General features: G+C 61.6%; 30 protein-coding genes. 12 read left to right on the top strand and 18 right to left on the bottom strand.

Going from position 1 to position 25,835, the window contains the following annotated elements:
* Nucleotides 1-9 precede the first annotated feature (9 nt).
* A complete protein-coding gene (locus FHT87_RS13610) occupies nt 10-1,176 on the top strand; it encodes an AI-2E family transporter (protein ID WP_183735678.1) in 1,167 nt (388 codons plus the stop codon).
* Between the two features lie 21 nt (nt 1,177-1,197).
* Here the strand turns inward: FHT87_RS13610 and FHT87_RS13605 are convergent, their stop codons facing one another.
* Entirely contained in the window at nt 1,198-1,980 is a 783-nt protein-coding gene (locus FHT87_RS13605; RefSeq protein ID WP_183735677.1) for a polysaccharide deacetylase family protein, read from the bottom strand.
* Between the two features lie 149 nt (nt 1,981-2,129).
* A complete protein-coding gene (locus FHT87_RS13600; protein ID WP_183735768.1) occupies nt 2,130-2,522 on the bottom strand; it encodes a DUF930 domain-containing protein in 393 nt (130 codons plus the stop codon).
* Between the two features lie 231 nt (nt 2,523-2,753).
* Between FHT87_RS13600 and FHT87_RS13595 the strand changes: the two genes are divergently transcribed.
* Together FHT87_RS13595 and FHT87_RS13590 are read left to right on the top strand one after the other, a co-directional pair.
* The gene (locus tag FHT87_RS13595) at nt 2,754-4,862 is read left to right on the top strand and encodes a S9 family peptidase (RefSeq protein ID WP_183802485.1); all 2,109 of its coding nucleotides are present in this window, start codon (nt 2,754-2,756) and stop codon (nt 4,860-4,862) included.
* A gap of 51 nt (nt 4,863-4,913) precedes the next feature.
* A complete protein-coding gene (locus FHT87_RS13590) occupies nt 4,914-5,435 on the top strand; it encodes a DUF1697 domain-containing protein (protein WP_183802482.1) in 522 nt (173 codons plus the stop codon).
* Here FHT87_RS13590 and FHT87_RS13585 read toward each other — a convergent pair.
* Nucleotides 5,432-6,337: an SDR family oxidoreductase gene (locus FHT87_RS13585; protein ID WP_183802479.1), complete on the bottom strand. Its 906-nt coding sequence runs from the start codon at nt 6,335-6,337 to the stop codon at nt 5,432-5,434. The two genes, FHT87_RS13590 and FHT87_RS13585, sit on opposite strands and share 4 nt — an antisense overlap.
* Nucleotides 6,338-6,424: 87 nt before the next feature.
* The gene (locus FHT87_RS13580) at nt 6,425-7,105 is read right to left on the bottom strand and encodes a TetR/AcrR family transcriptional regulator (protein WP_183735673.1); all 681 of its coding nucleotides are present in this window, start codon (nt 7,103-7,105) and stop codon (nt 6,425-6,427) included.
* Nucleotides 7,106-7,324: 219 nt separating this feature from the next.
* Between FHT87_RS13580 and FHT87_RS13575 the strand changes: the two genes are divergently transcribed.
* Both FHT87_RS13575 and FHT87_RS13570 read left to right on the top strand, forming a co-directional pair.
* A complete protein-coding gene (locus FHT87_RS13575; RefSeq protein ID WP_183802476.1) occupies nt 7,325-8,272 on the top strand; it encodes a homocysteine S-methyltransferase family protein in 948 nt (315 codons plus the stop codon).
* A 29-nt stretch (nt 8,273-8,301) separates the two neighbouring features.
* Entirely contained in the window at nt 8,302-8,529 is a 228-nt protein-coding gene (locus FHT87_RS13570; RefSeq protein WP_246698228.1) for a hypothetical protein, read from the top strand.
* A gap of 15 nt (nt 8,530-8,544) precedes the next feature.
* On the opposite strand, the gene FHT87_RS13565 is transcribed toward FHT87_RS13570, so the two are convergent.
* On the bottom strand, nt 8,545-9,999 hold the full coding sequence (locus FHT87_RS13565; protein WP_183735671.1) for a DHA2 family efflux MFS transporter permease subunit: 1,455 nt from the start codon (nt 9,997-9,999) through the stop codon (nt 8,545-8,547).
* Nucleotides 10,000-10,256: 257 nt separating this feature from the next.
* Between FHT87_RS13565 and FHT87_RS13560 the strand changes: the two genes are divergently transcribed.
* The 4 genes from FHT87_RS13560 (at nt 10,257) to FHT87_RS13545 (ending at nt 15,374) form a co-directional block, all read left to right on the top strand.
* Nucleotides 10,257-11,759, top strand: coding sequence for a protein adenylyltransferase SelO (locus FHT87_RS13560; protein WP_183735670.1), 1,503 nt, complete (start codon nt 10,257-10,259; stop codon nt 11,757-11,759).
* A gap of 34 nt (nt 11,760-11,793) precedes the next feature.
* The gene (locus FHT87_RS13555; RefSeq protein ID WP_183802473.1) at nt 11,794-12,339 is read left to right on the top strand and encodes a glutathione peroxidase; all 546 of its coding nucleotides are present in this window, start codon (nt 11,794-11,796) and stop codon (nt 12,337-12,339) included.
* Between the two features lie 119 nt (nt 12,340-12,458).
* On the top strand, nt 12,459-14,798 hold the full coding sequence (locus tag FHT87_RS13550) for a glucose/quinate/shikimate family membrane-bound PQQ-dependent dehydrogenase (protein ID WP_183802470.1): 2,340 nt from the start codon (nt 12,459-12,461) through the stop codon (nt 14,796-14,798).
* A gap of 75 nt (nt 14,799-14,873) precedes the next feature.
* Nucleotides 14,874-15,374 carry a hypothetical protein gene (locus FHT87_RS13545; protein ID WP_183735667.1) on the top strand — a complete coding sequence of 167 codons (501 nt, stop codon included), beginning with the start codon at nt 14,874-14,876 and terminating at the stop codon, nt 15,372-15,374.
* A gap of 120 nt (nt 15,375-15,494) precedes the next feature.
* Here FHT87_RS13545 and bla read toward each other — a convergent pair whose 3' ends face one another.
* The 3 genes from bla to dmeR form a co-directional block, all read right to left on the bottom strand.
* Complete coding sequence (gene bla, locus FHT87_RS13540) at nt 15,495-16,382, bottom strand: class A beta-lactamase (RefSeq protein WP_183735666.1); 888 nt, start codon at nt 16,380-16,382, stop codon at nt 15,495-15,497.
* Between the two features lie 71 nt (nt 16,383-16,453).
* On the bottom strand, nt 16,454-17,407 hold the full coding sequence (gene dmeF, locus FHT87_RS13535) for a CDF family Co(II)/Ni(II) efflux transporter DmeF (protein WP_183735665.1): 954 nt from the start codon (nt 17,405-17,407) through the stop codon (nt 16,454-16,456).
* 23 nt (nt 17,408-17,430) lie between these two features.
* The gene (gene dmeR, locus FHT87_RS13530; protein WP_183735664.1) at nt 17,431-17,703 is read right to left on the bottom strand and encodes a Ni(II)/Co(II)-sensing transcriptional repressor DmeR; all 273 of its coding nucleotides are present in this window, start codon (nt 17,701-17,703) and stop codon (nt 17,431-17,433) included.
* A 279-nt stretch (nt 17,704-17,982) separates the two neighbouring features.
* On the opposite strand from dmeR, the gene FHT87_RS13525 reads away from it, so the two are divergent.
* Complete coding sequence (locus tag FHT87_RS13525) at nt 17,983-18,477, top strand: GNAT family N-acetyltransferase (RefSeq protein WP_183735663.1); 495 nt, start codon at nt 17,983-17,985, stop codon at nt 18,475-18,477.
* Between the two features lie 39 nt (nt 18,478-18,516).
* On the top strand, nt 18,517-19,095 hold the full coding sequence (locus FHT87_RS13520) for a type 1 glutamine amidotransferase family protein (RefSeq protein ID WP_183735662.1): 579 nt from the start codon (nt 18,517-18,519) through the stop codon (nt 19,093-19,095).
* Between the two features lie 17 nt (nt 19,096-19,112).
* On the opposite strand, the gene FHT87_RS13515 is transcribed toward FHT87_RS13520, so the two are convergent.
* The 4 genes from FHT87_RS13515 to FHT87_RS13500 form a co-directional block, all read right to left on the bottom strand.
* Nucleotides 19,113-19,391: a hypothetical protein gene (locus FHT87_RS13515; RefSeq protein ID WP_183735661.1), complete on the bottom strand. Its 279-nt coding sequence runs from the start codon at nt 19,389-19,391 to the stop codon at nt 19,113-19,115.
* 37 nt (nt 19,392-19,428) lie between these two features.
* The gene (locus tag FHT87_RS13510) at nt 19,429-20,343 is read right to left on the bottom strand and encodes a cytochrome c (protein ID WP_183735660.1); all 915 of its coding nucleotides are present in this window, start codon (nt 20,341-20,343) and stop codon (nt 19,429-19,431) included.
* Between the two features lie 153 nt (nt 20,344-20,496).
* Nucleotides 20,497-20,940, bottom strand: a complete 444-nt coding sequence (locus FHT87_RS13505; protein ID WP_183735659.1) for a cytochrome c — start codon at nt 20,938-20,940, stop codon at nt 20,497-20,499.
* 134 nt (nt 20,941-21,074) lie between these two features.
* Nucleotides 21,075-21,710 (bottom strand): LysE family translocator, encoded by a 636-nt coding sequence (locus tag FHT87_RS13500; RefSeq protein ID WP_183735658.1) that lies wholly within the window; start codon nt 21,708-21,710, stop codon nt 21,075-21,077.
* Between the two features lie 126 nt (nt 21,711-21,836).
* Between FHT87_RS13500 and FHT87_RS13495 the strand changes: the two genes are divergently transcribed.
* On the top strand, nt 21,837-22,538 hold the full coding sequence (locus FHT87_RS13495) for a YafY family protein (protein WP_183735657.1): 702 nt from the start codon (nt 21,837-21,839) through the stop codon (nt 22,536-22,538).
* Nucleotides 22,539-22,548: 10 nt separating this feature from the next.
* Here FHT87_RS13495 and FHT87_RS13490 read toward each other — a convergent pair whose 3' ends face one another.
* From FHT87_RS13490 to FHT87_RS13465, 6 genes are all read right to left on the bottom strand, one after another.
* Complete coding sequence (locus FHT87_RS13490; RefSeq protein ID WP_246698227.1) at nt 22,549-23,586, bottom strand: dienelactone hydrolase; 1,038 nt, start codon at nt 23,584-23,586, stop codon at nt 22,549-22,551.
* Between the two features lie 118 nt (nt 23,587-23,704).
* Nucleotides 23,705-23,851 (bottom strand): hypothetical protein, encoded by a 147-nt coding sequence (locus FHT87_RS13485; protein WP_183735779.1) that lies wholly within the window; start codon nt 23,849-23,851, stop codon nt 23,705-23,707.
* 9 nt (nt 23,852-23,860) lie between these two features.
* Entirely contained in the window at nt 23,861-24,706 is an 846-nt protein-coding gene (locus FHT87_RS13480; RefSeq protein WP_183735655.1) for a metallophosphoesterase, read from the bottom strand.
* 77 nt (nt 24,707-24,783) lie between these two features.
* The gene (locus FHT87_RS13475; protein WP_183735654.1) at nt 24,784-25,005 is read right to left on the bottom strand and encodes a hypothetical protein; all 222 of its coding nucleotides are present in this window, start codon (nt 25,003-25,005) and stop codon (nt 24,784-24,786) included.
* Nucleotides 25,006-25,040: 35 nt separating this feature from the next.
* On the bottom strand, nt 25,041-25,451 hold the full coding sequence (locus FHT87_RS13470) for an SRPBCC domain-containing protein (protein WP_183735653.1): 411 nt from the start codon (nt 25,449-25,451) through the stop codon (nt 25,041-25,043).
* Nucleotides 25,448-25,771 (bottom strand): metalloregulator ArsR/SmtB family transcription factor, encoded by a 324-nt coding sequence (locus tag FHT87_RS13465; protein WP_183735652.1) that lies wholly within the window; start codon nt 25,769-25,771, stop codon nt 25,448-25,450. Before FHT87_RS13465 ends, FHT87_RS13470 begins: the two co-directional genes overlap by 4 nt.
* Between the last annotated feature and the right edge of the window lie 64 nt (nt 25,772-25,835).

Below are 25,835 nucleotides of genomic sequence, written 5' to 3'. Positions count from 1 at the left end.
AGATCGCACATGGATATCGCCAACGGCATCAAGAAACAGGCTGACAGGATCCGTCTTGGCGAGCGCCATATGAGCGCATGGGTACGAACGCTTCAGGAGGAGGTGGAGGAACTTCCGCAGGCACCGGTCCGCCGTGTCGAGAAGGATGGGCTCGACGTCAGCATGGCATGGGCCATTATCGGCATCTTCGGCATTCTGGGGCTTGCCGCCGTCTATCTGATGTCGCTGATCCTGATCCCGATCACGCTCGCGGTGGTCGTCGGCATGATCCTCGGGATGGCGGCGGAGAAGCTTTCGAAGATGGGCGTGCCGCGGCTTGCCAATGCGGTGATCCTTTCCAGCAGCGTTGCGTTCATCGTCTTCCTGCTCTTCAATTCGCTTGCCGGACCTCTGGCGACGCTCGCCAACGAGGCCCCCGGTTTCATCGACCGCACCACGCAGCGCGTGATGCCTTATCTGGAGCGGATCGAATGGCTGCATATCACGCCCGCGACCTTCCAGAGCGGCCCGATGTCCATCGATGCGCTGCTCGAAAACACCGGCAACGTGCTGCACCTGGTGACGACGAACCTGACGCCGGCGCTGGTGCAGGGGCTGATCTTCTTTGCGGCGCTGCTGCTTTTTCTTGCAAGCCGGGTTAGCCTGCGCAAGACGATCATCATGACCTTTCGCGACCGTGCGCAGCGGCTGGCGGCCATCCGCGTCATCAATGCCGTGGAGCAAGCGCTTGGCGTCTATTTCGCCACGGCTTCGCTGATCTATGTGGCGCTCGGCTTCATGATGACGGTCATCGCCTATGCCGGCGGGCTGCCCATGCCTGTTCTCTGGGGCTTCTTCGCCTTCCTTTCGAGCTTCATTCCCTATCTCGGCATCACGATGATGACCTTCGCAGTGGCCATTGCCGGCATCATCGCCCATGATGGTATCGTCATCGGCCTTATCCCCGCTGCGGCCTTCTTCACCGTGCATCTCGTGATGGAGAACCTGGTCTTTCCCGCGGTCATGGGCCGGCGGCTGGAGATCAATCCCTTCATCGTTTTCCTGGCGATCATCTTCTGGACATGGATGTGGGGGGCGGTCGGCGCGATGCTGGCGCTGCCGCTCTCGCTCATCGTCATGACCATCATTGATGAACTGCTGATCGAGGAAAGACCGCAGCCGCAACTGCCGAAGTGACCAACTGAGTAAGCTTCGGCCCTACTCCGTCGTCTTGTCGTCACCGGTATCGGCAACATCCTGCAGGCGGACGAACTCGGTACCCTTGGCCTTGAGGTCGACGAGTGCCCTGGCGACACCCTCGCCGGCCGCATGCGTCGGCTGGTTGATATGGGAGATGACGACGTCGCCATCCCCAGCCGAGGAAATGCGCTTCTCCGTCACTGCAGCACCGAGCAGCGAGCCGCCGTCGCCGTTTATGGAATAGCCAGCGATGCGGTAGCCCATGGCGCGGATCTGGCCGATGGCAGAGAGATCATATTTAGCGGTCGAACCGCGGAACCAGTGGGGTGCCGGAATGCCCGAAGCGAGCATGGCGGCAGCACCGCCTTCGACTTCCTGCCTGACGGCATCGGGCGAACCGGCGGATGGGATGCCATAGACCAGCACCGGCTTGTCGATTGCCGGAATGTGCTTCTCGCCGTGGTTCTCCAATTCGAAAAGATCGGGATTCCGAAGGAAGACGGCAACGGCCTTCGGATTGCGCTTCAGCCAGCGGGCGGTGACGAAGATCGTCGCGGGGATGCGCTCGTTGACCAGCGTCGAGAGAATACGCTCATCGGCCTCGCCCATGCAGGCGTCAAAGGTCAGCGCGACGCGGGCATGGCCTGCGATGTTCGAGCGGGCGATGTGCAGATGCGGCTCGACCAGCTTGGGACCCGCGGCAACGGGCGGATGGGCAGGCACAGCAGGGGGAACTTCCGCGGCAAATGCCGACGAGGCGGCGGCAAGCAGCAGTGCAGAGCCAAGAAGAAGATGCTTCATGAAGAATCAGATTCGGTTGATATTTTAGCTGAAATTAAAGCAAAGATTTAAAGCGGGCCATGTGGCCTGATGCCGCCCGGCGAAGCACGGCTGGCGTCTCAATCCGCCCGCATTCCTGTGCCTGTCACAGGAATGCGAAAGGGCAAAGCTCAATCGTAGAGGTAATATTTGGCCCACTTATCCTTCGGCACCTTGTCCCCGATCTTGTACTTCAGGTCGCGCACATTGATGTGCTGCGGGCCGGTGATGCAGGTGTAGGACAGATGGTACCAGTCACCCTTGCTGCGGAAGACGGCGCCCGGCGCTTCGAGCCGGTCGTCGCTCGGGATCGGATCCTTGAAGGTGTAGGCAATCACCTTGTCCGGCCTGAAACCACTGCCGTCCGCGTTGATGCGGCTCATGGCCTCGGTGTCGCAGCTCTGTTCGAGGCGGGTGGCGGGATCAAGCTTTTCGAGCTGCTTCTTGATGGCAGGATCAACCGCAAAGGCGGACGAAGCCGCAAGGCCGATGAGCGACATAAACAGGACCAGATGTTTCGGCATTGCGGAGAAACCTTTACTGTCATGCATTCTTCATACCGCCGCCGGCAGCCTGCCGTGGCCTGACGCGAGTGTAAATTTCGCGCAGCGCTAGCGGACATTCTTAAATAATGTGGTGACATCAAGGCATCGCGCCGGCCATTTTGTCCCAAGACGGTTCATCGGCTGGTGCTTGATCACGGACCGCCGCGCCTCTATCTCTTGCCCACCGATACCGCCTTTACGGAGCTTTCCTTGACCGCCTTCAAGAACCTGCCGACCCCGCCCGCCGCCGAAAAAAGGCCCGTCTCCGACACGCGCCACGGCATCACGCGCACCGACGACTATGCCTGGCTGCGGGCCGACAACTGGCAGGCCATGTTCAAGGATCCTTCGATCCTCGACCCGGCAATCCGCTCGCACCTCGAGGCCGAGAACGGCTACATGAACGCGGCGATGGAAGACACCAAGCCGCTGCAAAAGACGCTGTTTGCCGAGATGCGCGGACGCATCAAGGAAGACGACAGCTCCGTGCCGACGAAGGACGGCGCTTATGCCTATGGCACGTCCTACGTGACAGGCGGCGAGCAGCCGCGCTATTTCCGCATCCCGCGCGATGGCGACGTGAAGGACGAGACAATCCGCGCCATCCTGCTCGACGGCGACAAGGAAGCCACCGGCAAGGCCTATTTCCGTCTTGCCGGCCTCGACCATTGCACCGACCACAGCCGCGGCATCTGGGGCTATGACGACAAGGGCTCGGAATTCTTCACGCTGAGGGTTCGCGATCTGACGAGTGGGGAGGATCTGCCCGATCTCATCGAGAATACAGGCGGTGGCGGGGTCTGGGCGCCCGACGGTAAGAGCTTCTTCTATTCGGCCCTCGACGAGAACCACCGTCCGTCGAAGGTTTTCCACCATGTCATCGGCACGCTGCAGAGCGAAGACCGGCTGGTTTACGAAGAAGAGGATGCCGGCTTCTTCATGGGCGTCGGCGGCTCGCTGCTCGACGACTTCATCTATATCGACATCCACGACCACGAGACCAGCGAATATCGACTGGTCTCGACCAAGGATCTGACGGCAGAGCCGAAGCTGGTTGCCGTGCGCGAGGAAGGCATCGAATATTCGCTGACAGAAGGCGGCGACGTCTTCTACATCCTGACCAACGATGCCGGCGCCAAGGATTTCAAGATCATGGAGACGCCGGTTGACAGACCGGGCAAGGAGAACTGGCGCGAGGTCGTGCCGCACAAGCCGGGCACGCTCATCATCAGCCATATGGCTTATGCCCGCCACCTGCTGTGGCTGGAGCGCAAGGACGGCCTGCCGCAGATCATGATCCGCGATCGCCGCACCGGCGAGGAACATGCGATCGCTTTTGACGAGGAAGCCTATTCGCTCGGCCTTTCGGGTGCTGCGGAATACGATACCGACGTCATCCGCTTCTCCTATTCGTCGATGACGACGCCCTCGCAGCTCTACGACTACAACATGGTCACCCGCGAGCGCACGCTCTTGAAGACGCAGGAAGTGCCATCGGGCCATAATCCTGACGACTATGTCACCCGCCGCGTCTTCGCGCCGGCATGGGATGGCGAGAAGGTGCCGGTCACCCTTCTCTATCGCAAGGACACGCCGCTCGACGGTTCCGCGCCCTGCCTGCTCTATGGCTATGGCGCCTATGGCATCACCATCCCGGCCGGTTTCAACACCAACTGCCTGTCGCTTGCCGATCGTGGCTTCGTCTATGCCATCGCCCATATTCGCGGCGGCAAGGACAAGGGCTTTGCCTGGTACGAAGACGGCAAGATGGACAAGAAGACCAACACCTTCAAGGACTTCATCGCTGCTGCTGATTATCTGAATCAGGAGAAGTTCACGTCTTACGCAGGTATCATCGCCGAGGGCGGATCGGCGGGCGGCATGCTGATGGGTGCGGTCGCCAACATGGCGCCGGAGAAATTCGCCGGCCTCATCGCTGCCGTTCCCTTCGTCGACGTCTTGAACACGATGCTCGACGACACGCTGCCGCTCACCCCGCCGGAATGGCCGGAATGGGGCAACCCGATCGAGAGCCGCGAAGAATACGAGCAGATCGCCGCCTATTCGCCCTATGACAATGTCGGCGCAAAGCCCTATCCGCCGATCCTGGCGCTCGGTGGCCTGACCGACCCGCGCGTCACCTATTGGGAGCCGGCCAAGTGGGTCGCGCGGCTGCGCGACAAGACGACGGGCGCGGCGCCCATTCTGCTCAAGACCAACATGGATGCCGGCCATGGCGGCGCCTCCGGCCGTTTCCAGCGACTGGAAGAGATCGCGTTCGAATATGCGTTTGCGATCAAGGTGGCAGGCAAGATGTGAGGATTGGATGTGGCGTGCGGCGTGTGCGCCACATCATCAAGGGAGGGAGAAATGGCCGTCTATATCGCGCTGCTGAGAGCCGTGAATGTCGGCGGCACCGGCTCCCTGCCGATGACCGAATTGAAGGCACTCTGTGAAGAGCTCGGCTTTGCCGATGTGAAGACCTACATCCAGAGCGGCAATGTGCTGTTCCGCTCGGATGAGGCCGAAAAGGCGGTCGAGGAGAAGCTCGACGCGGCTCTCGGGAAAAAGATGGGCAAGCGGCCGGGCGTGATGGTACGCAGCCGCAAGGAAATCGACGGCATCGTCGCCAGGGCGCCCTTCCCCGAGGCCAAGCCCAATTTTCTGCTGGTCTATTTCCTGCCGGAGGCAGCCGCCTCCGATGCGCTTGACAAGATGGTGGCACCGGATGGCGAGGAGGCCAAGCTCGCCGGGCGCGAGATCTATGTGCACTATCCCATCGGCTCCGGCCGCTCGAAGCTGAAGCTGCCGGCGCTGAAGCCGGGGACCTCCCGCAACCTCAACACCGTGCGCAAGCTCGCCGATATGGCGGCTGAGATGGAAAACAACTAGGGCTGTCCGCTGCCGCCGGCTGCACCGTAAATCTGACCGGTGGCATAGCTCGCATCGGCAGCGGCAAGCTGCACGTAGATCGAGGCGAGTTCGGCCGGCTGGCCGGGCCGTCCGAGCGGCGTATTGCCGCCGAACTTGACCAGCTTTTCCTGCGTCTGGCCGCCGCTCACCTGCAGTGGCGTCCAGATCGGGCCGGGCGCGACACCGTTCACACGGATGCCTTTCGGCCCCAGCTGCTTGGCCATCGATTTGGTGAAATTCATCATCGCCGCCTTGGTCATGGCGTAGTCGACCAGATTGGCCGAGGGGTCGTAGGCCTGTTCCGACGTCGTCTGGATGATCGCCGATCCTTCGCGCAAGTGAGGCAAAGCCGCTTTTGTCAGCCAGAACATCGCATAGATATTGGTCTTCATCGTTGCATCGAAATCCTCGCTGGAGATATCGGCAAGCGACTGACGCTGCTGCTGGCGCCCGGCATTGTTGACGAGAATATCAAGTCCACCGAGCTGGCGCACGGCTTCGGCGACGATCTTCCGGCAATAGTCTTCATCCCTGAGATCGCCGGGAAGTGCGATACCGATACGTCCTTCCTTTTTAATCAGCTCGATCACCTCCCGGGCATCGGGCTCCTCATCCGGAAGATAGCTGATTGCGACATCGGCCCCTTCGCGGGCATAAGCAATTGCCGCGGCGCGACCCATGCCGGAATCGCCGCCGGTGATCAGCGCCTTGCGACCCTTGAGACGGCCACTGCCCTGATAACTCGTCTCGCCATGGTCAGGCTTCGGCTCCATGTCGCGGGCCAGCCCCGGAAAGGGCTGAGTCTGCGACGGAAAGGGCGGCTTTGGAAATTTGCCACGCGGATCGTGGAAGGTCTTATCGTTGGTGACGGGGCTGTCCATTGCCGCTCTCCCTTCGGTTTGTGCTGCGGAACATAACAGCGCAGGCACCTATCGGTTCCCTGCCGGGAGAGATATGGCATCGCCTGCCTACAGCTGGTCGCTGCCGCCGGCTGTGCCATAGATCTGGTCGCGCCTAACGGCAACGAGGGGCGACTCGATGGCCGGCAGGAACAGCATCTTCACGAAAGTGCGCAGCATCAGCACTTGTTCGGCAAGCGTGTTCGGCTCCTTCAGCGTCTTGGAGAGAACGATGCCGCCTTCCAAGACCGAGGAAACCATGTCGGCGAGTTGGTCGACATCGACGGGCTCGCGCGGCGTATAGACCTCCATGATTTCACGGAACATGCGGCCGAAGCGGCGGCGCCAGGCGAGCACGGCGTTACGGTTGGTCTCCTGTATCTCGCGGTCGAAGAGCCGTTCGTAATAGCAGACGGTCGCCACGAGGCAGCCGGGATGGCCGTTCGGCAGATCGGCGAGCAATTCGGAGAGCAGTTTCAGGCCGAGCAGGAAGGACTGCAGCGGATCATCCATCAGATCGCGCGCGCGGCTGAAGATCTCGTCATAGATGCGTTCGTCATTCTCGATGTAGCGGTTGAGCAGCGCCTTCGCGAGCTCGTTCTTGTCCTTGAAGTGGTAGAAAAAGCCGCTTTTGGTGATGCCGGTTTCGACGATCAGTTCCTCGATGGAAGTGCCGCCGAAGCCCTTCTGCAAGACCGCTGCTTCCGCCACATCAAGGATGCGATTCCGTGTTTCCTGGCCCTTTCGCATATGCCCCTCCTGTACCCACGGTACAGTTTTCAGTGCAACAGGATCGGACCTGCTTGCGCCCCCGGCAGCATCGGCCCATGCAAGGGATTGATTTCAATCCGCAAAATTCGAAACCCTCTGCAGTATACCGCAAGTCGCCTAGTTTGGCAGCCGAATAAGCGTCAGAACATCACCATCGATGGCAGTCATTTCAGGCGCCACGATTGGAGAGGCTTCACAATGGCAAAGTACAGGCATGGGCTTCCGCAGCTAAAGGGCGGTATCTTCATTAGCGATGGCGGCATGGAAACCACGATGATCTTCCATGAAGGCATTGATCTTCCACATTTCGCCTCCTTCGCATTGCTGGCTTCCGAGGACGGTCGTGAGCGCACGAAGAATTACTATCGCCGCTATCTGGATATTGCCCGCAGGCACGGCACGGGCTTCGTGCTCGACACCGCCACATGGCGCGCCAATCCCGACTGGGGTCAGAAGCTCGGCTACACGACGCAGGCCCTGCAGGCGGCAAACCAGCAGGCGGTCGACCTGCTCATCGGTTTGCGCAGCACCTATGAGCGGCCGGAACAACCCATCGTCATCAGCGGCGCCATCGGTCCGCGTGGCGACGGCTACAAGGCGGGTACAATGAGCGCGGACGAGGCGGAGGATTACCACGCCTTCCAGATCGACACGTTCGCCGGCACGGAGGCCGATATGGTCGCCGCCTTCACGCTGACCAATATCGACGAGGCGATCGGCATCGCGCGTGCGGCCAAGGCGCTCGACATGCCTTGCGCCATCTCCTTCACGCTGGAGACGGATGGCAGGCTGGTGACCGGCCGCAGCATTCAGGATGCGATCGAGACGACGGACGCGGCGACTGGCGGGTCTCCGGCCTATTACATGATCAACTGCGCACACCCGACGCATTTCGAGGCCGCGCTTGATCACGGCAGCGCCTGGGTGAAACGCATCTCCGGCATTCGCGCCAATGCCTCGACCATGAGCCACGAGCAACTGGATAACAGCGAGACGCTGGATGCGGGCGATCCTGATGATCTCGGCCGGCGCTATCGCAGCCTGCTTCGCCGCATGCCGCAGGTACGCGTGCTCGGCGGCTGCTGCGGCACCGACCACCGGCATGTCGCAGCGATCTGCGAAATATGCCTGCCCCAGGCGGCGTAAGGGGCGCGAGCGAGGGCAGGATGATGAGAATGGTTGGGGTAATGACGCGCCGGCGCAGCTGGCGCGATTTGTGGCTTGCGATCGCAGGGCGAAGGACGCAAGCCGAACCGGAGACAGTCGTAGAGGTGGCTCTGCAGGATATGGATCTTGCAGCTTTCGAGGACCTCGACGGCCGCATGGCCTACGGGCTTCAGGCGGACCAACGCAGGCAGCGCCCTTTGTGGCGCAGGCTATTGCGGGAACCCGTCGGCCTTTGATGAAGGGAAGGCGCCTCAGCTTCCGGCTGCGGCGCCTTTCGTCTGTTTGCTCCTGTAGCCGCTGATCTCCTCGCCGGCAGTCGGCGAAAAGCGCAGGTTCCAGAACGTGGCGCAGATCGAGATCAAGGCGACGATGATGAAGGCCGTGGAGAAATCGCCAAGCTCAGGCGTTTCGACACCATTGAAGGCCATGGAGCCGTGCAGCGCCAGCGCGCCGATGCAGATGCCGAGCGAGAGCATCAGTTGCTGGAAGGTCGTGTAGAAGCTCGTCGCCGAGCTCATGCGATCCTGGCCGATCTCGTCATAGGCGATGGTGTTATAGGCCGTGAACTGGAACGACATGAAGAAGGCGCTGAGCACCAGCGCGATGAAGATCAGCGGCATCGGCCAATCCGGCCGGAAGGCGGCGCAGAGGCCGTAGCCGATGGTGCCGAGAATGCCGTTGATTATAAGGCTTTTGCGGAAGCCGACGCGGCGGAAGAAGGCCTTAGCCAGCGGCTTCATGAACAGCGCACCAAGCGCGGTGGAAATGACGATCTGGCCCGCCGCGGCAGCCGAAAGACCGAAGCCGATCTGAAAGAGCAGCGGCAGCAGGAAAGGCTGCGCGCCCTGAGTGATGCGCGTCAACGAGCCGGCGATAACAGAGGTGCCGAAGCTCGGCACCTTCATCAGCGAGAAATCCATGATCGGGGCCGGATGCCTGCGGGCATGGCGGAGATAAGCGATGCCGAAAAGCAAGCCTGTCGCGATGAGGAAGATCGCGAGCGAGCCCTGCCCCTCATGGCTCGACAGTTCGAAACCGAAGAGCAGCGAGCCAAGCGAGATGCCCGACAGGATGAAGCCGATCGTGTCAAAGGGGCCGGCAGCCTTGCCCTTCACCTCGTCGATGTAGATCGAGACGAAGATCATGCCGATGATGCCGATCGGCACGTTGATGTAGAAGATCCAGCGCCAGTCGAGATAGGTGACGATGAAGCCGCCGAGAGGCGGGCCGACGATCGGGCCGATCAGCGCCGGCACCAGGAGCCAGGACATGGCGCTCACCATATCCTTGCGGTCGACGCTGCGCATCAGCACAAGGCGGCCGACGGGCATCATCATGGCGCCGCCGATGCCCTGCAGCAGGCGGGCGAGCACCAGGAGCGGCAAGGTCGGCGCGAAGGCACAGAGGATGGAGCCGACCACGAAGACGGCGATGGCCGAGCGGAAGACGGTGCGCGAACCGAAACTGTCCGCCATGCGGCCGCTGGCGGGAATGAAGATCGCCAGGCTGAGCAGGTAGGAGGTCAGCGCAATCGACATGGCCGGTGCGTCGACGCCGAAATCGCGCGCCATTGTCGGCAGCGCGGTCGCCAGCACGGTTGCATCCACGTTTTCCATGAGCATGGCACTCGCGACAATCATCGCGATCACCCGGAAATTGGGTGCTGCGCGCCGAACCATCGGCGCATGATAAATCTGATCCGACATCGTCAGGGATCACTCGCAGTGGCGCAGCGGAGCACACGGGGCGACAGGGCCGCGGGGATGACATGGCAAAAATGCCAAGAGGAGATGATTTTGCTATACGCCTGCAATCATGGCGGCGCTATGTCTTTTATGGCAAATCTGCCTTGCCGAGAGGTAAAGGCAGATCACCATTCCTTGCACTTCATTGCCCTTCGTGAAGGGTGGTTTGCGGCCAAAATCGGCTTGCGTGACCGCACCTGCGGCCCTACCTATTAGCCATGACCTCCGCCCTGCAGAAAAACCGGCCAGACACGGCCTTTTCATTCGACAACAGCTATGCACGGTTGCCGCAGCGCTTCTTTGCGACACAGGTGCCGACGCAGGTGGCAGAACCCTGGCTGATCAAGCTCAACGAGCCGCTGGCGGAGGAACTGGGGCTCGATGTCGAGACCCTGAGACGTGACGGCGCGGCGATCTTTTCCGGTAACCTCGTCCCCGATGGCGCCGAGCCGCTGGCGATGGCCTATGCGGGCCACCAGTTCGGCCAGTTCGTGCCGCTGCTCGGCGACGGGCGGGCGATCCTGCTCGGAGAGGTGATCGACCGCAATGGCCGGCGCCGCGACATCCAGCTTAAGGGTGCGGGGCAGACTCCCTTTTCCCGCCGCGGCGACGGGCGGGCGGCTCTCGGGCCGGTCCTGCGAGAATATATCATCAGCGAGGCGATGTTTGCGCTTGGCATTCCGGCCACGCGGGCGCTTGCCGCGGTGCTGACCGGCGAAGGCGTGCGGCGTGAAGAGATCTTGCCGGGCGCGGTCTTCACCCGCGTGGCGGCAAGCCATATCCGCGTCGGGACCTTCCAATATCTTGCCGCGACCGGTGACGAGGATGGCATCAAGGCGCTCGCCGATCATGTCATCGAACGGCATTATCCCGAGCTGAAGACAGCGGAAAATCCCTATCTCGCGCTCTATGAGGCGGTCTGCGAGCGGCAGGCGGCGCTGATCGCCCGCTGGCTGCAGGTGGGTTTCATCCATGGGGTGATGAACACCGACAATATGACGATCTCGGGCGAGACGATCGATTTCGGTCCCTGCGCTTTCGTGGATGCCTATGATCCGATGACGGTCTTCTCGTCGATCGACCAGCATGGGCGTTACGCCTATGCCAACCAGCCGGGCATCGGACAATGGAACCTCGCGCGGCTCGGCGAAGCGCTGCTGCCGCTGATCGATGCGGACAAAGACAAGGCGATCGAGCATGCCAATGCCAGCATCAAGGCCTATGGCGAGCGCTTCCACGCCCATTGGCTGCAGGGCATGCGCGGCAAGATCGGGCTGATCTCGGCAGAAGACGGCGATCTCGAGTTGATCCAATCGCTGCTGGCGCTGATGCACGCGCAGGGCGCCGATTTCACGCTGACGTTCCGGCGTCTTTCGGCGCTTGCGGACGATCCCGAGGCAGAGACCGAATTCGCCTCGACCTTCCGCGAACCGGCCGCCACCGCCGAATGGCTGGCGCACTGGCGCGAACGCCTGTTGCGCGATCCGCAGGCGCCAACCGAGCGCGCCGCGGCCATGAGACATGTCAACCCCGCCTTCATTCCCCGCAATCACCGTGTCGAGCAGGCAATCGAGGCGGCCGTGGAAGATGGCGATTTTTCGCTTTTCGAGGCGCTGCTGGCAGTGCTTTCGCACCCCTATGACGAGCAGCCGGCATTTGCGGCCTATATGGACCCGCCGAAGCCCGAAGAGCGAGTGCTCCAGACCTTCTGCGGAACCTGATTTCAACCAACAACCCTATTCACTGGAGATAGTGATGACCGACCTTCTCGATATCCCGGTCAAGACCGTTCAAGGGCGTGAGACGACGCTCAACGAATATCGCGGCCAGGTGCTGCTCATCGTCAATGTCGCCTCCAAATGCGGGCTGACGGTGCAGTATGAAGGGCTTGAAAAACTCTATGCCGACAAGCGCGAGAGAGGCTTCGTCATCGCCGGCTTCCCGGCCAACGACTTCAAAGGCCAGGAGCCGGGCACGGATGCGGAGATCCTCGATTTCTGCACCAGCACCTTCGGCGTCGACTTCCCGATGTTTTCCAAGATCTCCGTCAAGGGGCCGGACAAGCACCCGCTCTACAAGAACCTGACGAATTCCGGCGTGGAAACGACCGGCGAAGGGCCGATGCGCGAGCGGCTGAAGGGTGCCGGCCTTGCCGGCGACGACAGCGAAGTGCTCTGGAACTTCGAAAAGTTCCTGATCGGCCGCAACGGCAAGATCGTCGCCCGTTTCGCCCCTGATGTGACGGCTGACGACAACCGTCTCGTCTCGGCGATCGACCGCGAGCTTGCAAAAGCGTCCTAAAGCCGCATCCCAACGGCCACGAATTGTGGCGGTTGAAAGGCAGGCTTCCCGCTCTATCTGCCTGATCGGCGTGTGTTTTTCGCCACCCTCCGATCCGGCTAACCAGCGGGAGCTGCCTTATGGCAATCGTCATTACCTCCATCCTCTTCATTATTTTCGGACTTGCGCTCGGCGCAGGCGGGCTCTGGCTCGTCACGCTCGGCGGCAGCGTTTTTTATCTTTTTGCGGGGCTGATGTTCCTGCTGACGGCAGGCTTGCTACTCATGCGCAAGGCGGTAGCGCTCTGGGTCTATGCAGTGCTCGTGGTCGTTGCACTTGCCTGGGCGATCTGGGAGGTCGGGTTCGACTGGTGGCAGCTCGGCCCGCGCGGCGGCCTCATCATCCTCTTCGGACTCTGGCTGCTGACGCCCTGGATCCGCCGGCCGCTCGGTTTTCGCAGCCCGACCGGCACCTATTATGGCGCCAATCCCTGGCCGCTCGCCATTCCGGTCATACTCGCCATCATCGTCGCCTTCTATTCGATGACATCAGATCCGCATGATCTCGCCGGCGATCTGCCGATACAAACGGTTGCCACAACGCCCGCCTTCGGCGGCAATGTGCCCGATGGCGAATGGCACCAATATGGCCGCACGCCCTACGGCCAGCGATACTCGCCGCTCGACCAGATCACCGTTCAGAATGTTTCCACCCTGAAAGAGGCCTGGCGCTACCAGACCGGCGACGTGAAGCGGCCCGACGATGTCGCGGAAACGACCTATCAGGTGACGCCGCTGAAGGTCGGCAACACGCTCTATCTCTGCACGCCGCACAACTGGGCGATCGCGCTCGATGCCAAAACCGGGCAGCAGAAATGGAAATATGACGCCGATTCCGGCATGAACCCGGACCGCCAGCACCAGACCTGCCGCGGTGTGACCTATCACAGCGATGAAGCGATACCTGCCGGCCAGCCCTGCAAAGAGCGTGTCTACCTGCCGACGTCGGATGCGCGGCTGATCGCGCTCGATGCAACCAACGGGCAGGTCTGCACCAGCTTCGCCGAACAGGGCGTTCTCCATCTGGAAACCGGCATGCAATACAATCCTGCCGGCTACTACTATTCCACCTCGCCGCCAGTCGCCGTCGCGGGCAAGATCATCATCGGCGGGGCGGTCAACGACAATTATTCGACACGGGAACAATCCGGCGTCATCCGCGCCTATGACATCAACAGCGGCGCGCTGATCTGGAACTGGGATTCCGGCAATCCCGACCAGACCACGCCATTGCCGGAGGGCCAGCATTATACGACGAATTCGCCGAACAGCTGGTCGGTCTTCAGCGTCGATGACCAGCTCGGCATGGTCTATATCCCGCTCGGCAATCAGGTGCCGGACCAGCTCGGCATGAACCGCAGCGAGAATGTCGAAAAGTTCTCCTCCTCTGTCGTGGCGCTCGACATCAATACGGGCCAGCTGCGCTGGGTGCAGCAATTCGTCCATCACGATCTCTGGGATATGGACGTGCCGGCGCAGCCGGTGCTGCTCGATCTGACGAAACAGGACGGAACGGCGGTGCCGGCGCTGGTGGCATCCACCAAGCAGGGCGATATCTACGTGCTCGACCGGCGCACCGGCCAGCCGATCATTCCCTTCAAGGAAATCCCGGCGCCTGACGGAGCAATCCCGGAAGATCACACATCGCCGACGCAGCCGATCTCGGATCTCACCTTTTCCCCGGAACCGCTGCAGGAGAAGGATATGTGGGGTGTTTCGCTGTTCGACCAGCTTGTCTGCCGCATCGATTTCCACCGCTACAAATATGAGGGCCGCTATACGCCGCCCTCGCTGCAGGGCACGATCGTCTATCCCGGCAATTTCGGCACGTTCAACTGGGGTTCGGTCGCCGTCGACCCCGAACGACAGCTGATGTTCGGCATGCCGACCTATCTCGCCTTCACCTCGCGCCTGGTGCCGGCAGCCGATATTCCGCCGCGCGGGCAGGACGAGAAGGGCAGCGAACAGGGTCTCAACCGCAATGACGGCGCACCTTACGGTGTGTTCATGGGACCATTTCTCGGGCCGCTGCAGATCCCCTGCCAGGCACCGCCATGGGGCTATGTCGCCGGCGTGGATCTCCGCACCGGCCGTATCGCCTATATGCACAAGAACGGCACGGTGCATGACATGACGCCGCTGCCCCTGCCCTTCAAGGTCGGCGTGCCCGGCATCGGCGGGCCAATGATGACCAAGGGCGGCGTCGCCTTCCTGGGCGCAGCCGTCGACAACTATCTGCGCGCCTATGACGTGACCAATGGCCGGCAGCTCTGGGAAGCCCGGCTTCCGGCCGGCGGTCAGGCAACGCCGATGACCTATATGACCGATGACAACAAGCAATATGTCGTCATGGTCGCCGGCGGGCATGGTTCGGTCGGTACCAAGCCGGGCGACTATGTGATCGCCTACACGCTGCCGTAGTACCGCCGGAGGTAGACACAAGCTCCAGACAGGCTTGCCCCATCATGCTGCTGCTGTTTTTCAGGGGATTTTTTCATGGAAATCGGTAGCAGCCTTTCAATTTACTCCGGCCTTGGTTCGCTTTTCGAGCAGGGCAAATCCAAGAACAAGCAGACAGACGAATTCAGCAGCAGGACGCGCAATCAATCCGGCGCCGGCCTGCAGCCGAGCACGACACCGCCGTCCATCGCCAATACGATGTGGGCGGTGCAGGCCGGCAACGAGACCTATATCAACCCGCCGTCGGAGGCAGAGGCCGCAGCCAAGGCCGCGCATAGCAGCCTGGTCGACCAGTTCTCCGAATGGAGCAACATGGACCCTGCGGAATTCATCCGCGCACGGTATCTCGAAGCACACGGACTGACGGAAGACGACCTGAAGGCCATGCCCGCCGATCAGCGCGAAGCGATCGAGAAGGAAATCGCCGAGCAGATCAAGCGCGAGCTCGCCGGTGTCGAGGATGGCGGAGACGGCAACAAGGAATCCGCCGCGCAATCGACGAGCACGCAGGCCACCGACCAAAATTCGGCCGCCTGATCGCAACGCAAATTCAAAAAGCCGCGGGCAGTAATGCACCGCGGCTTTCGATGCTCGATGTCCGCCGCCTCCGATCCGACAGCCCAGCGGAAAAGATCGTAGAAAACCAGTCCGCCTCTCTCACACCATCTCCGTGATCATCTTGCCGACTTCGGCGAAGACGGGATTGAACTCGTCCATCTTTGCAGCCGTTTCCGCGATATAAACGGCGGCGACGATGGGGCCGCGGTTAGGCGGCCAGATGATGGCGATATCACCGGCCGCACCGTTATCGCCCGTTCCGGTCTTGTCGCCGATCTTCCAGTCGGAGGGCAAGCCTGCACGCAGGCGCGCGCCGCCGGTCGTGTTCGCAACCATCCAATCGACCAACTGATTTGCAGAACTTTCCGCCAGGACCGAGCCGAGGGCGATGTTGCCGAGCGTATCGAGCATGGCATCCGGCGTGGTCGTGTCGCGCGGGTCGCCTTTCGCCGCCTCGTTCAGCGCAGTTTCCATGCGGTCGAGCCTTGTCGTACCGTCGCCGATGGAGCGCAGCCAGTCGGTGAGTGCAGCCGGGCCGCCGAAACTTTCCAGCATCAGGTTGCCAGCCGTATTGTCGCTCAGCGTAATGCCGGCCTTGCAGATCTCGGCCATCGTCATGCCCTCGCCGCCGGCGTGCTTTTCGGTCTCGGGCGAATAGGTGACGAGCTTTTCCTTGCCGTAGGTGACCCGCCGGTCGAGCTTTTCATCACCCTTGTCGACACGGGCGAGAACGAGGCCGGCGGCCAGAACCTTGAAGGTGCTGCACATGGCGAAGGGCTCGCTGCCGCGATAGCCGAAGGAGATGTTCGTGTCGCTGTCGAGAACGGAGACCCCGAGACGCCCGCCGATACGCGCTTCCAGCGCTGCAAGCCGCTTGTCGATATCGTCGTCCTGTTGCTGCTGTGCGCGGACGCGGGTCGTAAAGCCCAGCCCAGGCAGCAGCAATGCTGAACCCATGAAGCTGCGGCGGGTCAGGCTGTGATTCATGAAGACCTCCGGGGAATCAGGTTCACAGGCGTAAGGCCCGATTGCGGCGGCATCTCGGCTTTTTGGCGGAATCAGGCGGCGCGCGTGACTTCCACAGTCACATGCGACAACTCGTCCAGGCTCGAAAGCCGCTCCTTGTAGAAGGCGGTGTCGCGCGACCGCGGCGTCAGCACCGCAACGATCGCAGCATGATGGCCGGGGCCGACCTGCCAGACATGCAGATCGGTAATGCGGTCGCCATCGCCCTCGATCACATCACGGATTTCATCCGGCAGCGTTTCACCCTCCGGGAGCACATCGAGCAGAACAGCGCCTGAGGATTTCAGCAGTCCCCAGGACCATTGGGCGATGATGAGAGCGCCGACGATGCCCATCAGCGGATCGAGCCAGAGCCAGCCATAGAGGCCGCCGAAAGTGAGTGCGGCAATGGCGAGCACCGAGGTCAATGCGTCGGCGATGACGTGCATATAGGCGGAGCGAATATTGTTATCCGCATGTCCATGGTGGCCATGATCGTGGCCGTGGTGATGATCGTGATGGTGATCATGCCCGTGTCCATGATGATGGCCGCCGCTACCGCTCAACATCCAGGCGCTGATGAGGTTGACGGCAAGGCCGATGACGGCGACGGCGATCGCCTGGCTGAAGCTGATCGGCACGGGCGACGTGATGCGCAGGAAGCTTTCCCATCCCATCAGCAGGGCAATCATCGCCAGAATGATGGCGCTCGCGAAGCCGGCGAGATCGCCGAGCTTGCCGGTGCCGAAGGTGAAGCGCGGGTTGCGAGCCTGTTTGCGGGCGAAGAGATAGGCAAGCGCGGAAATGAGCAGCGCGCTGGCATGGGTGGACATGTGCCAGCCGTCGGCCACCAGCGCCATCGAGCCATAGATCGTGCCGGCGGCGATTTCGACCACCATCATGACCGCCGTCAGCGCAATCACCAGCCAGATGCGGCGTTCGTTCCGGGCATGATCCTGCCCCAAGAAGACATGCTCATGTCCGTCTGTATTCGTTCCCGATATCATCGCCATCTCCTTATCGATCCGGCTCAGCGGATATAGGTTCGCAGTACTTCCGATATTTCCTCGACCGCTTCCGCCCTCGCCTTCTCGTCGGCGGCATGCAGCACATGTTCCTGCAGGTGATCGTCCAGCACCTCGCCCGTCAGCCCCGTCAGCGCTCCGCGCACGGAGGCGAGGAGCTGGAGAATTTCGCCGCAGGGGCGCTCAGCTTCCAGCGCACGCTCGACGGCTTCGAGCTGGCCGCGGAGGCGACTGACGCGGGCGATGAGCTTCTTCTTCTGATGAGTGGTGTGGGACATGGTCGTCTCGAAATTAGGATAGGGGGGTACCCTATCCTACATTCCATCAAAAGCAATCCGGTAATGGTCAGTTCCGCGTCCATCTGCCATTGACAAACGAGCGGTTTAGGAGGATTGATCTCCACATGATCGAGACCGCGCACCATAACCGCTCGTATTTTTGGCTGTACCTGTAAAGGGCGGCCGAGACAGATCATAATGTCAACAAGCCGCCGTCAGGCGGCTTTGTTGTATCGGCAGCGTCCTGGCGGCATAAACTTCGAAAAGGACGCGAAGACCATGCTTGAAATCGAAGACAGCGAAATATCGCTCATGCGGCCGCCGGTCGTGACGATCCGCACTGCAAAGCCCCGCGACATATCCGAACTCCACGAGATGATCGGCCTTCTCGCCATCCATCACGGCGATATTTCCGCCTCGACGCCGGACCAGCTCGAACGCGATCTCTTCGGTCCGACGCCATGGATTTCGGCCATCGTCGCCGACGGCAGCGAAGGTCTGATCGGCTATGCCATCCTCGTTCCGCTCTACAGGGCGCAGGAAGGCAAGCGCGGCATGGACCTGCATCACCTTTTCGTGCGTGACGGCCATCGCGGCCACGGTACCGGCCAGCTTCTCGTCGACCGCGCCCGTGAAACGGCACGGCTTGCAGGCTGCGACTACCTCTCCGTCAGTGCTGCGACCGGCAACCTCAAGGCACACCGCTTCTACGAACAGATGGACTTCACCCCTCGCCCGGTCACCGGCATGCGCTATATGCAGTCCCTGTCGTAAGTGGCACCAGCCGCTCGGCCATCTTGCAAGGAGGAAAGCATGACCCGACTGGCAGTGGTTCTGACCGAAGGGTTCGCCGACTGGGAAGTGGGGCAGCTTGCTGCCTCCGCCCGCACCCATTTCGGTTTCGACGTGGTGACGGCAAGCCCCGGCGGCGCGGAGGTGCGCTCGATGGGCGGCATGCGGGTGACACCCGATACGGTGGCCGAGAACCTGCATGGCGACGCTTTCGATGCACTTGTTATCTGCGGCGGCACGATCTGGGAGACAGAAAAGACGCCCAATCTTTCGCCTGTGATCAACGACTTCATCGCGCGCGGCAAACTCACCGCTGCGATCTGCGGCGGGACGCTGGCGCTGGCGCGCGCCGGTGCGCTCGATCAGGTTGCCCATACCAGCAACGCGCCCGACTTCCTCGCCAGCGCCGAGGGCTATCATGGCCAGGCGCATTACCGTGAGGGACCGCAGGCGGTTCGCGCCGGCATGATCGTCACTGCGCCGGGTTCGGCACCGATTACCTTTACGGCAGAGATCTACCGGGCGCTCGGCTTCGGCAGCGAAGAGCTCGACACCTATGTGCAGATCTTTGGTGCGGAGCATCAGCCGAAGGCGGCCTGACCCCACCAAGACACCGATCATTTGAGCCGTCGAGACTCTTTCGGCGGGCTGTCTCCAGGCGCCACCTCATGCACCGGGCGGGTCGCCCATTGGTGAAGCAACCTCTTTACGAACAGAAAGGCCGCAGTCCTTGCCTGCGCCCGATCGCCGGGGTCATCGAGACGGCTCGCGATTTTTGCCTCCATGACGGCAATCGTATCGGAAAACCAGCGCGCGAGAACGGCATTGCGCGCGGCAAGCCGGTCTTGCGTGCGAGCAATCGCAGCGTCTGTTTCCTCAAGGGTCGGGTGCTTCATTGTGGCAGTGTGGCCTGCAGCGCTTGCCCCAGGCAGGCTATTTGCTCGGCACCGCCTTCAGATAGGCGGAGATCGCCTCGATATCGGACTGCGGCAGATGGGCGATGTTCTGCTGCACGTCCACCATCTGGCCACCGGCGGAGTCGAAATCGGGGGTGAAGCCGGTCTGCAGGTAGTTGGTGATATCGGCCTCGCTCCAGGAGCCGACGCTCTTCGAGCCCGGCGTGATATCGGGTATGCGGCCCTTGCCTTCCGGGTTCGGGGCGCCGGCAAGCCATTGGTCGCGGACGAAGCCGCCGAGGGAATCGCGCGGGGTGTGGCATTCGCCGCAATGGCCGAGACCTTCGACCAGATACTGGCCGCGTTTTACCTTGTCGTCGGCATTGGCAAGCACGACGCGGGGTTGATCATTGAAATAGAGAAGCTTCCAGCCGCCGAGCGCCAGGCGGATGTCGAAGGGGAACGGCAATTCATGCGGCGGCGCGACGTTGGCGCTCTTCGGCAGGGTCTTCAGATAAGCGAAGAGATCATTGACGTCCTTGTCGCTCATGCGCGTGTAGGAGCCATAGGGGAAGGACGGGTAGAGATGTTGCCCGTTGGGGCCGACGCCGCGCTTTATCGCATTGCCGAACTGAGCCAGCGTCCAGCGGCCGATTCCGGCCTGCTCATCCGGGGAAATGTTGGGAACATGAAAGGTGCCGAAGGGGCTCTTCAGGGCGAGGCCACCGGCCAGCGTGAGTTTGGCATCGCCTTGCGCGCCGGGCGTGGCATGACAGCTGACGCAGCCGCCAGCCCAGAATACCTTCTCGCCATTCGCGACGTCAGGAGTGCCGAGATTGGCCCAGTGGCTTTCCGGAAACGGATCCGGCGCGGTGACGAAATAAAAAACTGCGCCGCCGATCACGACGACGCCGATGAGACAGAGCACAAAGCGGATGAACCTGCGGACCATGCGCCGCCTCTCCTTCTATCGATATCAAGGGCATTCCGGGATTCGCTGGCCGGAATTCGGTGGCCCGGCCCCACTGCCGGGAGAATAAGGCGATCCGCACCGGCGGCAAGAGCCGGTGCGGAGGACGGGATCATGCGCGAATAGCTCTATCGCCTAGTCCTTCTTGATGCGATAGAGCTGATGACAGCCACCGCAATTGCCGCCGACGGTGTTCAGCGCCGCGCCGACGCCGGCAGCATCGGCCGGAAGCTGGGCAAGCACGGTTTCGGCGTCGGTAGATAGTTTCGCGGCGCGTGCCTTGAAGTCATCCATGTTTTCCCAGATCTTCGGGCTCGCTTCCGGGTCGCCCGTCTCGGTGCCCGGCTTGAACTGGTCCGGGAAGGCTTTCGCCGTGGTGGCGATCGTCGTCAGCGCCGCCTTGACGGCATCCGCATCATAGGGCTTCGTGCCCTTGGCGATGGCGGACAGCGAGCCTGCTGCGCCACCGATCTGTTTCATCATTCCAATGCGCGCGTCATGCGTGCCGTCGGCGGCCATGGCCGAAGCGATGGCAATGCCGGCGAACGCCACAGCCGCCGCTACTGATTTCCAATTCATGATTCTCTCTCCAATGTTCCACCGGCGAAGCCGGCCGAGGGCAATCTGCACCGGGATCATGACAAAATCCATGTGGCCGCATAGTCACGTTTGGCCGGATCCTCATAAAAACAATGTGATAGGAACGAGCTGGCTCAGGCCGTCTTCCACCCTTGCCAAAGGCTGATCGCGGAGATGACGACCAGCAGCAGACCGGCAAGACGGCCGATGACGGCAGTCGTATTCGGGTTGGAAACTAGGAGATCACGGCTGCGGCCGGCGGTCATGGCGAGCGTGCCGTAGACGGCAAGCTGCGTCAGCACGGTCATGATGCCCATGATCAGACCCTGCAGCCAGATCGGCCCATATTCCGGCTTTATGAATTGCGGGTAGACGGCGAGCACGAAGATATAGGCCTTGGGATTGACGAGGCAGGTGACCGCCCCCTGCCGGAACGCCTTCCAAGTGGAACGCGCCGTGCCGGGGCCGACCGCCTCAACCTTGATCGAGCTCTTCATCAGCGAGATGCCGATCCAGATCATATAGCCGACGCCGGCAAAGAGCAGCAGGTTGAAGACACCGGGCAGCATGGCGACGAGGATGCCGACGCCCGCCGCGCCATAGGCCGAATGCACCGCCCCGCCCAGCATGATGCCGCTGGTGGCGGCCAACCCGCGTCTGGTGCCGCCGGTCAGCGCATTGGCGAGCACGAAAAGCATATCCATGCCCGGCACGATGATGATGCCGAAAAGAAGGGTGAAGTAGAGCCAGAGGCTTTCGTGATAGTCCATGTCAGTTGTCCGTCCGTATTTTCCTGCACTTTTTCTGGAAGTGCATTCATTTCAAATCGATAGGCATCTCTATACGGCAGGCCAACTGACAGTGTATTGTCAGGAGCGTGGGAGAAAGGACGATAGATGCGCAAGGCCTCCAGGCTTTTCGAGATCATCCAGATATTGCGGCTGGCGAAGCAGCCGATGACGGCGGCCACCATGGCCGAGAGGCTGGAGGTGACGGTGCGCTCGATCTACCGCGATATCGCTGCCCTGCAGGCGATGCGCGTGCCGATCGAGGGCGGGCGCGGTATCGGCTATATCATGCGGCCGGGCTTCGATCTGCCGCCGCTGATGTTTTCGATCGAAGAGACGGAAGCGATCGTGCTGTCGCTGGCGCTCCTGGAGCGCACCGGCGACGAGGAACTGAAGCTCGCGGCACGGCGCGTCAACCAGAAACTTGCCGGTGCCGTGCCGCCGCCGCTGCGGCAGGCGATGGAAAACAAGGCGTTGTTTGCCTGGGGCACGATCGCCCCGCCGCCCGCAGGCGTGGACCTTGCCATCGTGCGGCGGGCGATCCGCGACGAGCGCAAGCTAATCCTCAGCTATCGCGACGAAATGGGACGCGCGACCGAACGGATGATCCGCCCGATCGCGCTGATCTATTATTCCCAGACGGCCAATATCGTTGCCTGGTGCGAACTCAGGCAGGCGATCCGCAATTTCCGCGGCGACCGGGTGGAGGCCTGTGCCGAAGCCGACGTCTTCTTCAAGGGCGAAGGCGACGGCCTGCGCACGCTGTGGACCGAGAGCTGGACCGAAAGGCCAGTCGCGGCGAATGCCTGAACCGCCGCGGCTACTCCTTGCGCGCGAAATCGGCGAGGAAGGCGGCCTCGATCATCGCCGCCATCTGCACATGGATCTCCGCCCGCGTTCTCGGTTTTCCCGGCGCATCCTCGCAGATCGGGTCGGTCTCGCCGATGCTTTTCAGGAAGTCCGGTGCATCGGGACGGCATTCGGCAAGGAAGCTCAAGTGTACCGCGCCATCGACGGTCTGATAATCGGCACCAGGTATTTCGGCTGCGATATCGTCTGATCTGACCGCTATGGGGATGGTTTCCGGCCGGCCGATATTGATGATGTGAACGGGGATATCGATGGAGCGAAGGCTCTCGCTCGTGAATGCCCGCACGACGGAAGGGTCGATCGCGACGACGGAACGAATGCGCGGGTCACGGTTCGACTGCTCGAACAAGTGCTTGTCCGTGCCGCGCAGATCGACCTTGCCGCTTGCAAACCAGACGCAGTCAGCCATGGTCTTTTCTTCATCGCAGTAACGGGCGTAGGCCTCGCGATCGGCACGCACGCCGGCGACTGCCATCACCGTATGCCCGCCGAGAGAAAAGCCGAGCGCGCCGACATGTTTTCGGTCGATATGCGGCGCCCAGGCGGGATCGGCGGACAGTGCCGTCAGTACGTCGGACAGATCGGCGCTCCGCTGCCATAATTTCGTTGTGTCGGGCGGCGTCGAATCTCCGCGCGTCGTGCCGGGGTGATTGGGACCGGCGACGATGAAGCCGGCCGCTGCAAGCCGTATCGCAAGCCAGTCCAGATTGCCGATGCTGCCGCCGGACCCATGCGAAATCAGGACAAGCGGAAAGGAGCCCTCAGCGATCGGGGCATCCTTCAGCGCGGGTGTTTCCATGAACACCTTGTCCCTGCTGGGCGGCACCGGTGTTCCGGCGCTACCGGTCGGATACCAGATCATCATCTGAAGCGTCGCACTGCGTGCAGGCGCTGGAAGTTCGATCGTGCGCGTGCCGACCGGATCTGCCGCAAAAACGGAACTTGCCGCCAGAAGACCGGCGGCAAGCAGGAGGGAAAGCAATCTCATTTCAGGCCTCATTTCGTGGCTGCACCATCATCAGTGCAGCCGCATCTCGCCCGAAACGTGGAAAATAGAGACCCGGAACGCGATCGAGAGCGTCCTCGATCGCGTTCCGGGAAGCAATTCAGAGCGCCATGCCGCCGGAGACCTCGATGCGCTGGGCGTTGACCCAGCGATTGGCTTCCGTCAGCCGCGAATATGCGCGCATGTTCGGCACGTCAGCGAAGAAGGATGCGCTGGAGCATCGGGCACAGCCCGCGTCGATCGCCACAGAGGTCGCTTAGTAGGATAGCGTGCGGCTGTCTTCGCGACCGAAACCGCGGATCGCCATGCGATCCGTATAGACGTCGATGATGGCGAAGGTGTTTTCGCTCTCGGTATCGACCACGCCCTTGAAATTAACGAAGTGGCAGAAGCCGACCTTGCCGTAATTGCCGACATGGTTATGGCCGTTGAGATAGGCAACGACATTGTCCTGCGAGGACAGCAGTTCGACGACGCGCTCGCGGTCCCACATGTCATGCTCGCAGGGCGGATGAACGGGGAAGTGATTCATGACGATCACCTTCTCATCCGCAGCCTTCGCCGCTTCGATTTCGCCAGACAGCCAGCCGAACTGCTCGTCGCTCAGCGATGCGTTCCACTCATGGGCGTTATCGGCGCCTGCGGCCAGCAGAGTCGCCAGACGTTCGCGGCCGAGCGCACGGAAGGCATGGCCTTCCGGCGGCGCGAATGTGCTGACCTCGTTGCCGTTGAGCACGATGAAACGGAAAGCGTGGCGTTGGAAACTGTAATAGGGCGCCGGCATGCCGACCCGTTCGGCAACCTTTTCCAGATGTTCGGGGGCGACACCGAAATCGTGATTGCCGAGCAGGAAATATGCCTCGTGGCGCAGCGTTTCATAGACCGGCAGGATATCGTCGAAGCTCTTGAAATCGCGGTCGATGATATCGCCGAGCGTCATGACGAAGCTCAGTTCCTCGCCATTGAAGGTCTCGATCGCGGCAGCGACCTTGGCGAGGCTGTTGGCATAATAGCGCCCCATTTCGACCTGCGGTTCGATGGCGGCATATTGCGGATCGGCGATGACGCCGAAGCGGAAAAGGGGAAGATCGGCTGATGACATGCGGCGTGATGTAGAGACCGCGGATGACAGCGATGTGACGGTGCGGCCAACCGCGGTTCTAGCGGAACCCGCATTCCCTATCCTGCCGCCGATACCTGCTCGCGGCGACCGGTGAAATAGGGCAATGCGAACATATAGAGGCCACTGAAGAGCAGCAGGAAAAGCGGCGGCAGCGGCGAATAGACCACCCAGGCCGGCGGCGTGCCGAAGGCCATGGTGGCGAAATTGGCTATGACCGTCAGCGTGAAGATGATCGACAGCCAACGGTGAAGCTGGCGGATAGACTTGTTCCAGTTCAATGCTATTTCCTCCTCAACAGGCCGAAGTCTTTATCTCAGTCTTCGCGCCCCAGAACTTCCTGCAGATTGTCGACGAACCGCTGCCAGCCGAACTTGGCACCCTGATAGGCCTGTTCCTGATCCGGGCGGAAACCGGCCTGTTCCATGCGCAGACGCGTGCCTGCTCCCGCAGGGGTCAGCGTCCAGGTGACGGTGCTTTCGAGGCCATAGGCATCCCATGTGTAGGAGAGCGTCCTGTTCGGCTCGATCTCCAGCACCCGGCAATCGACGGAGCCCCATTCGGCGGTGAACTTGAAATTGTGATCGCGCACAGGCTTGAAGTCACTCTTCATCAGCCACTCCTCAATCAGTTGCGGCTGCGTCAGCGCACGCCAGATTTTCTCCGGCGGGAAAGCAATCTCCCGCTCGACGATGACGGAGCGGATCTCAGTTGCGGTTTCGTTCATTGGTCCATCCTTTTGAGCAAATCTTCCAGAGCGTCGAACCGGCCTTCCCAGAAGCCGGCCATCTCCGTCGTCCAGTCCGCCAGAGGGGCCAGAGCCTTGATCTCGGCGCTGTAATGCGTCTGGCGACCCTCATGGCGGTCGCGCACCAGGCCGGCGGTCTTCAGCACCGCCAGATGCTTCGAGACGACCGGCTGGGAAACCCCTGCCCCGGCCGTCAGAACGCCGACCGTCTTCTCGCCTTCGCGGCACAGACGTTCGAAGATGGCGCGTCGGGTCGGATCGGCAAGCGCCCGGAAAAGTGCGTCCTGAACATTCGACATTAGAATTCATACCTGATTGGCTATGGATTGACTTATAGCCATACGGGTATGAATGAGTCAAGCG

The organism is Rhizobium sp. BK316, assembly GCF_014193695.1.
Classification (GTDB): domain Bacteria; phylum Pseudomonadota; class Alphaproteobacteria; order Rhizobiales; family Rhizobiaceae; genus Rhizobium.
The sequence above is the reverse complement of the archived record's forward strand: the minus strand, read 5'-3'. Positions and strand labels throughout refer to the sequence as shown.

What these genes read in the sequence shown, in the direction of transcription:
- FHT87_RS13610 (WP_183735678.1), top strand. Translation starts at nt 10, where the DNA reads ATGGATATCGCCAACGGCATCAAGAAACAGGCTGACAGGATCCGTCTT.
- FHT87_RS13605 (WP_183735677.1), bottom strand. Translation starts at nt 1,980, where the DNA reads ATGAAGCATCTTCTTCTTGGCTCTGCACTGCTGCTTGCCGCCGCCTCG.
- FHT87_RS13600 (WP_183735768.1), bottom strand. Translation starts at nt 2,522, where the DNA reads ATGCCGAAACATCTGGTCCTGTTTATGTCGCTCATCGGCCTTGCGGCT.
- FHT87_RS13590 (WP_183802482.1), top strand. Translation starts at nt 4,914, where the DNA reads ATGGCCGTCTATATCGCGCTGCTGAGAGCCGTGAATGTCGGCGGCACC.
- FHT87_RS13585 (WP_183802479.1), bottom strand. Translation starts at nt 6,337, where the DNA reads ATGGACAGCCCCGTCACCAACGATAAGACCTTCCACGATCCGCGTGGC.
- FHT87_RS13580 (WP_183735673.1), bottom strand. Translation starts at nt 7,105, where the DNA reads ATGCGAAAGGGCCAGGAAACACGGAATCGCATCCTTGATGTGGCGGAA.
- FHT87_RS13575 (WP_183802476.1), top strand. Translation starts at nt 7,325, where the DNA reads ATGGCAAAGTACAGGCATGGGCTTCCGCAGCTAAAGGGCGGTATCTTC.
- FHT87_RS13570 (WP_246698228.1), top strand. Translation starts at nt 8,302, where the DNA reads ATGGTTGGGGTAATGACGCGCCGGCGCAGCTGGCGCGATTTGTGGCTT.
- FHT87_RS13565 (WP_183735671.1), bottom strand. Translation starts at nt 9,999, where the DNA reads ATGTCGGATCAGATTTATCATGCGCCGATGGTTCGGCGCGCAGCACCC.
- FHT87_RS13560 (WP_183735670.1), top strand. Translation starts at nt 10,257, where the DNA reads ATGACCTCCGCCCTGCAGAAAAACCGGCCAGACACGGCCTTTTCATTC.
- FHT87_RS13555 (WP_183802473.1), top strand. Translation starts at nt 11,794, where the DNA reads ATGACCGACCTTCTCGATATCCCGGTCAAGACCGTTCAAGGGCGTGAG.
- FHT87_RS13550 (WP_183802470.1), top strand. Translation starts at nt 12,459, where the DNA reads ATGGCAATCGTCATTACCTCCATCCTCTTCATTATTTTCGGACTTGCG.
- FHT87_RS13545 (WP_183735667.1), top strand. Translation starts at nt 14,874, where the DNA reads ATGGAAATCGGTAGCAGCCTTTCAATTTACTCCGGCCTTGGTTCGCTT.
- bla (WP_183735666.1), bottom strand. Translation starts at nt 16,382, where the DNA reads ATGAATCACAGCCTGACCCGCCGCAGCTTCATGGGTTCAGCATTGCTG.
- dmeF (WP_183735665.1), bottom strand. Translation starts at nt 17,407, where the DNA reads ATGATATCGGGAACGAATACAGACGGACATGAGCATGTCTTCTTGGGG.
- dmeR (WP_183735664.1), bottom strand. Translation starts at nt 17,703, where the DNA reads ATGTCCCACACCACTCATCAGAAGAAGAAGCTCATCGCCCGCGTCAGT.
- FHT87_RS13525 (WP_183735663.1), top strand. Translation starts at nt 17,983, where the DNA reads ATGCTTGAAATCGAAGACAGCGAAATATCGCTCATGCGGCCGCCGGTC.
- FHT87_RS13520 (WP_183735662.1), top strand. Translation starts at nt 18,517, where the DNA reads ATGACCCGACTGGCAGTGGTTCTGACCGAAGGGTTCGCCGACTGGGAA.
- FHT87_RS13515 (WP_183735661.1), bottom strand. Translation starts at nt 19,391, where the DNA reads ATGAAGCACCCGACCCTTGAGGAAACAGACGCTGCGATTGCTCGCACG.
- FHT87_RS13510 (WP_183735660.1), bottom strand. Translation starts at nt 20,343, where the DNA reads ATGGTCCGCAGGTTCATCCGCTTTGTGCTCTGTCTCATCGGCGTCGTC.
- FHT87_RS13505 (WP_183735659.1), bottom strand. Translation starts at nt 20,940, where the DNA reads ATGAATTGGAAATCAGTAGCGGCGGCTGTGGCGTTCGCCGGCATTGCC.
- FHT87_RS13500 (WP_183735658.1), bottom strand. Translation starts at nt 21,710, where the DNA reads ATGGACTATCACGAAAGCCTCTGGCTCTACTTCACCCTTCTTTTCGGC.
- FHT87_RS13495 (WP_183735657.1), top strand. Translation starts at nt 21,837, where the DNA reads ATGCGCAAGGCCTCCAGGCTTTTCGAGATCATCCAGATATTGCGGCTG.
- FHT87_RS13490 (WP_246698227.1), bottom strand. Translation starts at nt 23,586, where the DNA reads ATGAGATTGCTTTCCCTCCTGCTTGCCGCCGGTCTTCTGGCGGCAAGT.
- FHT87_RS13480 (WP_183735655.1), bottom strand. Translation starts at nt 24,706, where the DNA reads ATGTCATCAGCCGATCTTCCCCTTTTCCGCTTCGGCGTCATCGCCGAT.
- FHT87_RS13470 (WP_183735653.1), bottom strand. Translation starts at nt 25,451, where the DNA reads ATGAACGAAACCGCAACTGAGATCCGCTCCGTCATCGTCGAGCGGGAG.
- FHT87_RS13465 (WP_183735652.1), bottom strand. Translation starts at nt 25,771, where the DNA reads ATGTCGAATGTTCAGGACGCACTTTTCCGGGCGCTTGCCGATCCGACC.